This is a genomic window from Janibacter endophyticus (assembly GCF_016888335.1).
Classification (GTDB): domain Bacteria; phylum Actinomycetota; class Actinomycetes; order Actinomycetales; family Dermatophilaceae; genus Marihabitans; species Marihabitans endophyticum.
Window position 1 is genome coordinate 2,100,464 of the sequence record NZ_JAFEJG010000004.1, and the last position, 12,430, is coordinate 2,112,893.

The following is a 12,430-nucleotide window of genomic DNA, read 5'->3' on the forward strand; positions in this document are numbered from 1 at the left end:
GGGCTAGTGCGCGGCGTCGTGCCAGGACCGGCCCGACCCCACGCTGACTTCGAGCGGGACGTCCATCTCGACGGCGGCTCCCATCTCGTCCCGGAGCAGCTGCTCGACCCGGTCCCGCTCCCCCGCCGCCACCTCGACGACGAGCTCGTCGTGCACCTGCAGCAGCACCCTCGACGCGAGCGACTGCTCCCGCAGCGCCGCATCGACCCGGAGCATCGCGACCTTCATGACGTCCGCGGCCGAGCCCTGGATCGGCGCGTTGAGGGCCATCCGCTCGGCCATCTCGCGCCGCTGCCGGTTGTCGCTCGTCAGGTCGGGCAGGTACCGCCGCCGCCCGAGCATCGTCTCGGTGTAGCCAGTGGCACGCGCCTGGGCGACGACGTCCTGGAGGTAGTCGCGCACTCCCCCGAAGCGCTCGAAGTACTCCTCCATCAACCCCTTCGCCTCGCCCGTGCTGATCCCGAGCTGCCGCGAGAGACCGAAGGCCGACAGGCCGTAGGCCAGGCCGTAGCTCATCGCCTTGACCTTGCTGCGCATCTCGGGCGTGACGTCAGCCGGGTCGACCCCGAAGACCCGCGACCCGACGAAACGGTGGAGGTCCTCCCCCGACCGGAACGCCTCGATGAGCCCGTCGTCGCCGGAGAGGTGCGCCATGATGCGCATCTCGATCTGGCTATAGTCCGCGGACATGAGGCACTCGTACCCGTCACCGACGACGAAGACCTCGCGGATCCGACGCCCCTCCTCGGTCCGGATCGGGATGTTCTGCAGGTTGGGGTCGGTGGAGGACAGACGACCGGTCGCGGCGATCGTCTGCATGTACGTCGTATGGATGCGGCAGTCGTCCGAGACGGAGCGCAGCAGCCCCTCGACGGTCACCCGCAGCTTCGCGGCGTCACGGTGCCGGAGCAGCGCCTCGAGGAAGGGGTGCTCGGTCTTGGCGTAGAGATCGGCGAGCGCCTCCGCGTCGGTCGTGTAACCCGTCTTGGTACGCCGCGTCTTGGGCAGCCCGAGCGTCTCGAAGAGGACGACCTGGAGCTGCTTGGGAGAGCCGAGGTTGATCTGCTCGTCCCCGATCGCGTCCCAGGCGTCCTCCTGCGCCTGCGCGACCTGGTCCGCGAAGTGGGCCTCGAGCGTCGTCAGCGCCTCGAGGTCGGCCGCGATGCCGGCGCGCTCCATCCCCGCGAGTACGGCGACGAGGGGCATCTCGACGTCTCGGAGCAGGCCCGTGCCACCGGTCCGCTCGACCTCAGCGAGGAGGATCTCCGCGAGCTCGACGACGGCCCGGGCCCGGACCATGGAGTCCTGGGAGGCCTCGTCCTCGTCGGCGGAGAAGTCGAGCAGGCCCTGGTCCGCCGGCGCCGCACCGGCACCCTCGACCCGCAGCTCTCGGCCGAGGTGGCGCACGCTGAGGTCCCCGAGGTCGTAGGAGCGCTGGTCCGGCTTGACGAGGTAGGCCGCGAGGACGGTGTCGACCTCGACCCCGTCGAGCAGCCAGCCCCGCTCGCGCAGCGCGTGCATCGGCCCCTTGGCGTCGTGCAGCGCCTTGGGCCGCCCAGGGTCGGCGAGCCAGGCCACCAGCGCCTCGTCGTCCTCCGGGGCGAGCTCGGTGACGTCGAGGGCGGCCGCGGCACCCTCGACGGTGGACAGGCCGATCGAGACGACCTCGCCGCTGCCCCTCCCCCAGGACCCGACGACGTCGACGCCGACGAGGCGACCGGCCGGCGCGTGCTCCTCGAGCCAGGCCGCCACCTCGCCTGCCCCGAGCACGCTGCCGTCGATCTCGAGCCCCCCGCTCACCTCGGTCTCGCCGGTGTCGAAGGTCTCGAAGAGCCGGTCGCGCAGGACCCGGAACTCCAGGCTGTCGAAGAGGGTGTGCACGGCCTCGCGGTCCCACTGGCGACGCTCGAGGTCAGCCACCGAGGCGCCGACAGGCGCGTCGGTGAGGAGCCGGTTGAGCCGCCGGTTGCGCAGCACGCCGTCGAGGTGGGCGCGCAACGACTCGCCGGCCTTGCCCTTGATCTCGTCGACGTGGGCCACGACGCCGGGCAGGTCGCCGTAGAGGCCGATCCACTTGGCGGCCGTCTTGGGACCCACCCCGGGGACCCCGGGGAGGTTGTCGCTGCTCTCACCGACGAGTGCGGCGAGGTCGCTGTACCGCTCGGGCGGGACGCCGTACTTCTCCGTGACGGCGGCGGGCGTCATGCGCGCGAGGTCGGAGACGCCCTTGCGGGGGTAGAGGACCGTCGTCGTCGCGTCGACGAGCTGGAGGGTGTCGCGGTCACCGGAGCAGATGAGCACCTCCATACCCTCCTCGCGACCCTGCGTGGCCAGCGTGGCGATGATGTCGTCCGCCTCGTACCCGTCGAGCTCGACGTGGGCGATGCTCAGCGCGTCGAGCACCTCCTTGAGGAGCGAGATCTGGCCGCGGAAGGCGCTCGGGGTCTCGGACCGGCCGGCCTTGTACTCCGCGTACTCCTCCGACCGGAAGGTCTGCCGGGAGACGTCGAAGGCCACCCCGACGTGCGTCGGCTCCTCGTCACGCAGGACGTTGATGAGCATCGCGGTGAAGCCGTAGACGGCGTTGGTGTGCTGCCCGGTGCTCGTAGAGAAGTTCTCCGCCGGCAGCGCAAAGAACGCGCGGTAGGCCAGGGAGTGCCCGTCAAGGAGGAGAAGTCGGCTCACGCGCCTAACCCTAGGCGGTGGCAAGGACAGCACCACCCGGCTCTAGGCTGACCCCGATCTGCCAGCCCTCTCGAGGAGTACGACGTGACCGACCCCCTGAGCGACCTGCCTCCCCTGACCGACGAGGACCGTCAGCGCCTCAACGCCTCAAGCGTCGGCACTCTCGTCGAGCGGATGGAGATCGACATCCTCGCGGCGAGCGCGGAGAAGGTCGTGGCACGCATGCCCGTCCAGGGCAACACCCAGCCCTACGGCCTGCTCCACGGGGGCGCCTCCGTCGTCCTCGCCGAGACCCTGGGCTCCATCGGGTCGGCGCTCCACGCCGGACCGGACCGCATCGCGGTGGGGCTCGACATCAACGCCACGCACCACCGCGCGGCCACGAGCGGGCATGTCGTCGGCGTCGCCACGCCGCTCTCGCTCGGCCGGTCGGTCGCCGCCTGGGAGATCGTCGTCACCGACGACCAGGGCCGCCGCGTGTGCACCTCGCGGATCACCTGCATGCTGCGCGACGTGCCCCCCGGCCAGGGCTGAGCCGGTGTTCGTCGGTGCAGGCACCGCCCTCAACATCGTCACCGTCATCGCCGGCGCGCTCCTCGGCATGCTCATCGGAGGCCGGCTGCCCGAGCGCACCAGGTCGGTCGTCACCGACTGCCTCGGGCTCGTCACGCTGCTCATGGCGGCGCTGTCGGCCATCGAGGTGACGAGCAGCGACCTGTCAGGGGCCACCGGGCGAGGCGCGCCGGTGCTCATCGTCCTCGGCTCGCTGCTCATCGGGTCGATCATCGGCTCGTTGCTGCGGATCGAGGAGCGGCTCGAGTCCCTCGCGGGGGCGATCCAGGGCTGGGTGGGGTCCCGACGATCGTGGACCGCTGCCATGACCGCCGCGGGCGAAGGGGATGCCGCCGGGTCGCCGAGCGACGTGCCGGAGATCGACGCCAAGGAGCGGTTCATCGAGGGCTGGCTCACCGCCAGCCTGCTCTTCTGCGTGGGTCCGTTGACGATCCTGGGGACCCTGGACGACGGCCTGGGCCGGGGCATCGACAAGCTTGCGCTGAAGTCCGTGCTCGACGGCTTCGCCGCCCTGGCCTTCGCCTCGACCTTCGGCATCGGGGTGCTCTTCTCGGCGGTGAGCGTCCTCGTCGTGCAGGGCGGGCTCACCGTGCTCGGCGTGGCGCTGGGATCGATCTTGCCCGACCCGCACATCGCAGCGCTGACCGCCACGGGCGGCCTCGTGCTCGTGGGCATCGCCTTCCGCCTGCTGCGGATCCGGGACATCCCGGTCGGCGACATGCTGCCGGCGCTGATCGTCGCGCCGCTGCTCACGCAGCTGGTCATCAGCCTCGGCTGATCAGGATTTCTCCATGCCCGCCACGACGGCGTCGGCGACCTCGCGCATGCCCATCCGGCGGTCCATCGCCGTCTTCTGGATCCACCGGAAGGCCTCGGCCTCGGAGATCTTCAGCTTCTTCATGAGGACCCCCTTCGCCTTCTCGACGGCCTTGCGGGTCTCGAGCCGCTCGCCGAGGTCGGCGACCTCGGACTCGAGGGCCTTGAGCTCGGCCCAGCGCGAGGACGCCACCTCGATGGCCGGGAGGACGTCGGAGGCGCTGAAGGGCTTGACGACGTAGGCCATGACTCCCGCGTCCCGAGCCCGCTCGACGAGCTCCTTCTGGCTGAAGGCGGTGAGCATGATCACCGGGCAGATCCGCTGGGTGCCGACGGCCTCGGCGGCGGCGAGGCCGTCCATGACGGGCATCTTGATGTCGAAGATCGCGAGGTCGGGGCGCAGCTGCTCGGCGAGCGCGACGGCCTGCTGCCCGTCGCTCGCCTGGCCGACGACGTCGTAGCCCTGCTCGGCGAGCATCTCGGCGAGGTCGGTGCGGATCAGCGCCTCGTCCTCCGCGATGAGGATGCGCAGGGGGGTGCCCCCGGGGGTGCTGTCCGTCGTCATCGTCTCTGCCTCACTCGTCGTCATCGAAGGCCCGTCGCCGGGCCCTGATCGTCAGCGGTGGTGGACCGCGTCACGTGCCGGGAGCGGGACTCGAACCCGCATGCCCTTGCGGGCAGAGCATTTTGAGTGCTCCGTGTCTGCCATTCCACCACCCCGGCGGGGCTACGTCAGCATATCCGGGGCCGGCGAGGGTCAGGGCAGGCGGTACGCGCTGGCCACACCGTGCCGGGCATCGCCGATCTTGTGCACGCGGACGGCGTTCGTCGAGCCGGGGATCCCGGGCGGTGAGCCGGCGACGATGACGACCTTGTCCCCCTCAATCACGCGGTCGGCGTCGAGCAGGATCTCGTCGACCATCATCGCGTACTGGTCGGTGCTCGTGACCTCCGGCGTCAGGAAGGTCTCGATCCCCCACACGAGCGCGAGCTGCGAACGGACGTGCTGGGTCGGGCTGAAGGCGAGCATCGGCAGGCGCGGTCGCAGCTGGGCCAGCCGTCGGGCCACCCCTCCCGTCTGGGTGAAGGCGATGAGGTACTTCACACCGAGCTGGTCCCCGATCTCTGCCGCAGCGCGGGTGATCACCGCGCCCTGCGTCGTGCCGGTGCCGCCGTCGACGGCGTCGATGCGCTCGAGCCCGTTGGCCTCGGTGCTCTCGATGATCCGGGACATGACCTTGACCGCCTCGATGGGGAACTTCCCCGCGGCGGTCTCGCCGGAGAGCATCAGCGCGTCGGCACCGTCGAGCACGGCGTTCGCGGCATCGGATGCCTCGGCCCGGGTGGGCCGGCTGTTGTCCATCATCGACTCGAGCACCTGCGTGGCGACGATGACCGGCTTGGCCTTGCGGCGGGCCATCTCGATCGCCCGCTTCTGGACAACCGGCACCTCCTCGAGCGGCATCTCGACGCCGAGGTCGCCGCGGGCCACCATGATCCCGTCGAAGGCGTCGATGATCGCCTCGAGCTCCTGCACGGCCTGCGGCTTCTCGATCTTGGCGATGACGGGCAGTCGCTGGCCCTCCTCGTCCATGATCCGGTGGACCCGCTCGACGTCCTTGGCGGAGCGCACGAAGCTCAGGGCGATGAAGTCGACGCCCAGGCCGATGGCCCAGCGCAGGTCCGCCTCGTCCTTCTCCGAGAGCGCCGGAACCGACACGGGCACGCCCGGGAGGTTGATCCCCTTGTTGTTGGACAGGGGCCCGCCGTAGATGACGACGCAGCGGACCTCGGTGTCCGTGACGTCGTGGACCGAGAGACTGATCTTGCCGTCGTCGATGAGGATGCGGTCCCCCGCGCTGACGTCACGGGTCAGCCCCTTGTAGGTCGTCCCGACGGTCTTCTGGTCACCCTCGACATCCCGCGTCGTGATGGTGAAGTGGTCGCCCGCCTTGAGCAGGATCGGCCCGTCCTTGAAGCGGCCGGTGCGGATCTTGGGGCCCTGGAGGTCGACGAGCGTGCCGACGGCCCGACCCATCGCGTCGCCGGCCTCCCGGACGGCCCGGTAGTTCGCCTCGTGGAAGGGGTAGTCGCCGTGGGAGAGGTTGAAGCGGGCGAGGTCCATGCCCGCGGCGACGAGCTCTTGGATGTTCTGGGGGGTGGAGGTCGACGGACCGAGGGTGCAGACGATCTTCGCGCGACGCATGACCTCCATCCTACGGACCGCCGAGGGGTGGTCGTGACGCTAGACACAGGCGAAGGGGGAGCCGACGGGTCGGCTCCCCCTTCGCCCGTGGCTCAGGCGGTGAGCGGACGGTCCCCCGGGTTGACGGGGCGGGGCAGCTTGGACTCGCCCATGAGGTACTTGTCGACCCCCTGGGCCGCGGCGCGGCCCTCGGCGATCGCCCAGACGATGAGCGACTGTCCCCGGCCTGCGTCGCCGGCGACGAAGACGCCGGGGACGCTGCTCATGTAGTCGTTGTCGCGCACGACGTTGGAGCGCTCGTCGCGCTCGACGCCGAGCTGCTCGACGACCCCTTCGCCCTCCGGGCCGAGGAAGCCCATGGCGAGGAGGATGAGCTGCGCGGGCAGCTCGCGCTCGGTGCCCTCGACCGGGGTGAAGCCCTGCTCCCCCAGCTCGACCTCGGTGAGCCGCAGGCCGGCGACCTTGCCGTCCTCGTCGCCGACGATCTCGGTCGTCGACACGGCGTAGACGCGGTCACCACCCTCCTCGTGCGCAGAGGCGACGCGGAAGATCATCGGGTAGGTCGGCCACGGGTGCTGGGCCGAGCGGTCGGCGCCGGGCTGCGGCATGATCTCCAGGCTCGTCACCGAGCGGGCACCCTGGCGGATCGAGGTGCCGATGCAGTCGGCGCCGGTGTCGCCGCCGCCGATGATGATGACGTCCTTGCCGGTCGCGGTGATCTGGCCCTCGACCTCCTCGCCGACCGAGACCCGGTTGGCGTCGGGCAGGAAGTCCATCGCCTGGACGACACCGTCGAGCTCGCGCCCCGGGACGGGCAGGTCACGCGGGACGGTCGCGCCGATGGCGAGGACCACCGCGTCGTAACGGTCGCGGAGCTGCTGGCCCGTCACCTCGGTGCCGACGTCGACGCCGGAGCGGAAGCGGGTGCCCTCGGAGCGCATCTGCGCGAGCCGACGGTCGAGGATCCGCTTCTCCATCTTGAACTCGGGGATGCCGTAGCGCAGCAGCCCGCCCGGCTTGTCCGCCCGCTCGTACACGGCGACGGTGTGGCCCGCGCGGGTCAGCTGCTGGGCGGCGGCCAGGCCGGCCGGCCCGGAGCCGACGACCGCGACCGTCCTGCCGGTGAGCCACTCGGGGATCTGCGGCGGCACGTCGCCGCGGCCGAAGGCCTCCTCGACGGTGGTCACCTCGACCTGCTTGATCGTCACGGCCGGCTGGTTGATGCCGAGGACGCACGCGGTCTCGCACGGCGCCGGGCAGAGCCGACCGGTGAACTCGGGGAAGTTGTTCGTCGCGTGCAGCCGCTCGATCGCGTCGTGCCAGTCGCCCTTCCACGCGAGGGTGTTCCACTCGGGGATGAGGTTGCCGAGCGGGCAGCCGGAGTGGCAGAAGGGGATGCCGCAGTCCATGCAGCGGCCGGCCTGACGCTGGAGCTGGCCGAGCTCCTGCTCCTCGTAGACCTCCTTCCAGTCCTTGATCCGGACCTCGACGGGACGCCGCTGGGGCAGCTCGCGCTCGCGGTGCTTGAGAAAGCCTTGGGGGTCAGCCACGGGATGCCTCCATGATCCGGTCCCAGACCTCCGTGCCGTCGAGGTCGAGGCCGTCGGCCTCCGCCTCGGCGCGGACGTCGAGGACGCGCTGGTAGTCACGCGGGAGGACGAGCGAGAAGCGCGCGAGCGCGTCGTCGCCGTCGTCGAGCAGCCGCTGGGCGACCGCCGACCCGGTGTGCGTCAGGTGGGCCTCGAGGAGCTCCCGCACGCGCGGGAGGTCACCGGGGCGAAGGGGTGAGACGTCGACGAGCTCGGGGTTGACGAGCGAGGCGTCGAGGTCGAGCACGTAGGCCACTCCCCCGGACATGCCGGCCGCGAAGTTGCGTCCGGTCGCGCCGAGGACGAGGACCGTGCCACCGGTCATGTACTCGCAGCCGTGGTCGCCGACCCCCTCGACGACCGCGGTGGCACCGGAGTTGCGGACGCAGAAGCGCTCGCCGACGATCCCGCGGAGGTAGATCTCGCCGGAGGTCGCGCCGTAGCCGATGACGTTGCCGGCGATGACGTTGTCCTCGGCGACGAGCGCCGAGCCCTCCGGCGGGGTGACGACGACGCGACCGCCCGAGAGGCCCTTGCCGACGTAGTCGTTGCCGTCCCCGACAAGGCGCAGCGTGATCCCCTTCGGCAGGAAGGCACCGTAGGACTGGCCGGCGCTGCCGCGGGTCGTGATCTCGATCGTCCCGTCGGGCAGGCCCTCCGGGTAACGCTTCGTCAGCTCGTGGCCGAGCATCGTGCCGACCGTCCGGTTGACGTTGCGCACCTCGACCTCGCCCTGGACGGGCGCGCCGTCCGAGAGGGCCGGCTCGGCGATCTCGATGAGTCGGTGGTCGAGCGCGTGCTCGAGACCGTGGTCCTGCGCCTTGGAGTGCTTGATGCCCGACCCGTCGAAGGCCTCGACCCTGGCGAGCACCGGCGCGAGGTCGAGCCCGGACGCCTTCCAGTGCTCGACGGCCCGACGGGTGTCGAGCAGCTCGACCTGGCCGACCGCCTCGTCGATCGAGCGCAGGCCGAGGGCCGCGAGGTGCTCGCGGACCTCCTCGGCGATGTACTCGAAGAAGGTCTCGACGAACTCCGGCCTGCCCGAGTAGCGCGAGCGCAGCTCCGGGTTCTGGGTGGCGATGCCGACGGGGCAGGTGTCGAGGTGGCAGACCCGCATCATGATGCAGCCGCTCACGACGAGCGGGGCGGTCGCGAAGCCGAACTCCTCGGCACCGAGCAGCGCCGCGATGACGACGTCACGCCCGGTCTTGATCTGCCCGTCGACCTGCACGACGATCCGGTCGCGCAGCCCGTTGAGGACGAGCGTCTGCTGCGTCTCGGCGAGACCGAGCTCCCAGGGGCCGCCCGCGTGCTTGAGCGAGGTGAGCGGCGAGGCACCCGTGCCACCGTCGTGGCCCGAGACGAGGACGACGTCGGCGTGCGCCTTGCTCACGCCCGCGGCCACCGTGCCCACGCCGATCTCGGAGACGAGCTTGACGTGGATGCGGGCACCCGGGTTGGCGTTCTTCAGGTCGTGGATCAGCTGGGCGAGATCCTCGATGGAGTAGATGTCGTGGTGCGGCGGCGGGCTGATCAGCCCGACGCCCGGGGTTGAGTGACGGGTCTTGGCCACCCACGGGTAGACCTTGGGACCCGGCAGCTGTCCCCCTTCGCCCGGCTTGGCGCCCTGCGCCATCTTGATCTGGATGTCGTCGGCGTTCGTGAGGTACGCCGAGGTGACGCCGAAGCGGCCCGACGCGACCTGCTTGATCGCGCTGCGGCGCTCGGGGTCCATGAGGCGCTCGAGGTCCTCGCCGCCCTCGCCGGTGTTGGACCGGCCGCCGAGGCGGTTCATCGCGACCGCGAGGGTCTCGTGCGCCTCCCGGCTGATCGAGCCGTAGCTCATCGCGCCGGTGTTGAAGCGCTTGACGATCTCGCTCACCGGCTCGACCTCGTCGATGCTGATCGGCTCGCGGGGGCTCGTGCCCCCGAGTTCGAAGAGCCCGCGCAGGGTCATCAGCCGCTCAGACTGGTCGTCGATGCGCTGCGTGTACTGCTTGAAGATGTCGTAGCGGCGGGCCCGGGTCGAGTGCTGGAGGCGGAAGACCGTCTCCGGGTCGAAGAGGTGCGGCTCGCCCTCGCGGCGCCACTTGTACTCGCCGCCCACGACGAGCTGACGGTGCGGCAGCGCCATGCCGTCCGGCGGGTAGGCGGTGGAGTGACGGGCCGCGGTCTCGGCGGCGATGACGTCGATGCCGATGCCGCCGAGCTGGCTCACGGTGCCGGTGAAGTACTCATCGACGAGCTCCTGCGACAGGCCGATCGCCTCGAAGACCTGGGCGCCGCGGTAGCTCGCGACGGTGGAGATGCCCATCTTCGACATCACCTTGAGGACGCCCTTGCCGAGCGCCTTGATGAGGTTCTTGACCGCCTGCTCCTCGTCGACCCCCTCGATGACGCCGCGCCGGACCATGTCCTCGACGGACTCCATGGCGAGGTAGGGGTTGACCGCGGCCGCGCCGTATCCGATGAGGAGCGCGACGTGATGGACCTCGCGCACGTCGCCGGCCTCGACGAGCAGACCGACCTGGGTGCGGGTCTTCTCGCGGATGAGGTGGTGGTGGACCGCCGCGGTGAGCAGCAGCGAGGGGATCGGCGCGTAGTCGCGCCCCGAGTCCCGGTCGGAGAGGACGATGAAGCGGGCGCCCTCGGCGATCGCCTCGGAGACCTCGCCGCAGATCTCGCGGATCCGGGCGGTCATCCCCTCGCCGCCGCGCATGTGGTCGTAGAGACCGCGGACGACGTGGGTGGCGTAGCCGGGGAGGTCGCCGTCGGCGTTGATGTGGCGGATCTTGGCGAGCTCGTCGTTGTCGATGACGGGGAAGGGCAGGATGATCTGCCGCGCGTGCGAGGGCTCGGCGTCGAGCGCGTTGCCCTCCGGCCCGATCGCCGTGCCGAGCGCCGTCACGAGCTCCTCGCGGATCGCGTCGAGCGGCGGGTTGGTCACCTGGGCGAAGAGCTGGGTGAAGTAGTCGAAGATCAGCCGCGGCTTGCTCGAGAGCACCGCGATGGGGGTGTCGGTGCCCATCGAGCCGAGGGCCTCGGCGCCCTGGCGTGCCATCGGCGTGAGGAGGATGCTCAGCTCCTCCTCGGTGTAGCCGAAGGTGCGCTGGCGGCGGCGTACGGACGCCGGGGTGTGCATGACGTGCTCGCGCGGCGGGAGGTCCTGGAGGAAGATCCGGCCGGCGTGCAGCCACTCGTCGTAGGGCTGCTCGCCGGCGAGCTGCCCCTTGATCTCGTCGTCCTCGACGATGCGACCCTCGGCGGTATCGACGAGGAACATCCTGCCGGGCTGCAGCCGGCCCTTGCGGACCACCCGCTCCGGGTCGAGGTCGAGCACGCCGGACTCCGACGCGAGGACGACGAGTCCGTCGTCGGTCACCCAGTAGCGGCCCGGGCGCAGCCCGTTGCGGTCGAGGACCGCGCCGACGAGACGGCCGTCGGTGAAGGTCACGCACGCCGGGCCGTCCCACGGCTCCATGAACATCGAGTGGAACTCGTAGAACGCCGTGCGGGCGGGGTCCATCGTCGCGTGGTTCTCCCACGCCTCGGGGATCATCATGAGCACCGCGTGCGGGAGCGAGCGGCCGCCGAGGTGGAGCAGCTCGAGGACCTCGTCGAAGGAGGCCGAGTCCGAGGCGCCCGGGGTGCAGATCGGGAAGAGCCGCTGGAGGTCGCCCGGGATGACCGAGGAGGTCAGCTGCGACTCCCGGGCGTGCATCCAGTTGCGGTTGCCCTTGACCGTGTTGATCTCGCCGTTGTGCGCGATGAAGCGCATGGGGTGGCTCAGCGGCCAGCTCGGGAAGGTGTTGGTCGAGAAGCGCGAGTGGACCAGCGCGAGCTCGGTCTCGAAGCGCTCGTCCGAGAGGTCGGGGTAGAAGGGCTCGAGCTGGGCGGTGGTGAGCATGCCCTTGTAGACGAGGGTGCGGGAGGACAGCGACGCGAAGTAGACGTCGCTCTCGCGCTCGGCCCGCTTGCGCACGCAGTAGGCGAGCCGCTCGAGCGTCATGCCCGAGATCTCCGCGCCCGGCGCCGCGACGAAGAGCTGGGCGAAGTGGGGCATGACGTCGCGCGCCATGTCGCCGACGAGGTCGCGCGTCACGGGGACGTCGCGCCAGCCGAGGACCTCGAGCCCCTCCTCGACGACGATGGCGTCGATCCGCGCCATCACCTCGGCTCGCTCGTCCTCCTCGCGCGGCACGTAGGCCGTGCCGACGGCGAAGGAGCCGGCTGCCGGGAGCTCGAAGTCGACGACCTCGCGCAGGAATCGGTCCGGTACCTGGGTGAGGATGCCTGCGCCGTCACCGACGAGCGGGTCGGCGCCGGTGGCGCCCCGGTGCTCGAGGTTGGTCAGGGCGAGCAGGGCCTGGTCGACGATGTCGTGACCCGCGGATCCGCGCATCGTCGCGACCATCGCGACGCCGCACGCGTCGTGCTCCGCCTCGCGACGGTAGAGGCCGGTGTCGGCGGGGTGCGCTGAGAAGCGGTGGAAGGGCGAAGCGGTCGTCACCGACGGATCACCGTCCTTTTGTCTCGATGGTCGGATCAGCCGGTGTCCATA

The 12,430-nt window shown here is 70.7% G+C and carries 7 protein-coding genes and 1 tRNA gene; 2 read left to right on the top strand and 6 right to left on the bottom strand.

Going from position 1 to position 12,430, the window contains the following annotated elements; translation table 11 throughout:
• Positions 1–3 precede the first annotated feature (3 nt).
• The gene (gene polA, locus JNO54_RS10130) at positions 4–2,685 is read right to left on the bottom strand and encodes a DNA polymerase I (RefSeq protein ID WP_204143793.1); all 2,682 of its coding nucleotides are present in this window, start codon (positions 2,683–2,685) and stop codon (positions 4–6) included.
• Between the two features lie 84 nt (positions 2,686–2,769).
• Between polA and JNO54_RS10135 the strand changes: the two genes are divergently transcribed.
• Both JNO54_RS10135 and JNO54_RS10140 read left to right on the top strand, forming a co-directional pair.
• Entirely contained in the window at positions 2,770–3,219 is a 450-nt protein-coding gene (locus JNO54_RS10135) for a hotdog fold thioesterase (RefSeq protein ID WP_372430717.1), read from the top strand.
• 67 nt (positions 3,220–3,286) lie between these two features.
• Positions 3,287–4,036: a DUF554 domain-containing protein gene (locus tag JNO54_RS10140; RefSeq protein WP_372430730.1), complete on the top strand. Its 750-nt coding sequence runs from the start codon at positions 3,287–3,289 to the stop codon at positions 4,034–4,036.
• On the opposite strand, the gene JNO54_RS10145 is transcribed toward JNO54_RS10140, so the two are convergent.
• From JNO54_RS10145 to gltB, 5 genes are all read right to left on the bottom strand, one after another.
• Positions 4,037–4,639, bottom strand: coding sequence for an ANTAR domain-containing response regulator (locus JNO54_RS10145; protein ID WP_233703230.1), 603 nt, complete (start codon positions 4,637–4,639; stop codon positions 4,037–4,039).
• A gap of 75 nt (positions 4,640–4,714) precedes the next feature.
• A tRNA-Leu gene (locus JNO54_RS10150) sits at positions 4,715–4,797 on the bottom strand.
• 34 nt (positions 4,798–4,831) lie between these two features.
• On the bottom strand, positions 4,832–6,280 hold the full coding sequence (gene pyk, locus JNO54_RS10155; protein ID WP_204143796.1) for a pyruvate kinase: 1,449 nt from the start codon (positions 6,278–6,280) through the stop codon (positions 4,832–4,834).
• Between the two features lie 92 nt (positions 6,281–6,372).
• Positions 6,373–7,830, bottom strand: coding sequence for a glutamate synthase subunit beta (locus tag JNO54_RS10160; protein WP_204143797.1), 1,458 nt, complete (start codon positions 7,828–7,830; stop codon positions 6,373–6,375).
• Positions 7,823–12,379: a glutamate synthase large subunit gene (gene gltB, locus JNO54_RS10165; protein ID WP_204143798.1), complete on the bottom strand. Its 4,557-nt coding sequence runs from the start codon at positions 12,377–12,379 to the stop codon at positions 7,823–7,825. The genes JNO54_RS10160 and gltB overlap by 8 nt, the downstream gene beginning before the upstream one ends.
• Positions 12,380–12,430 lie beyond the last annotated feature (51 nt).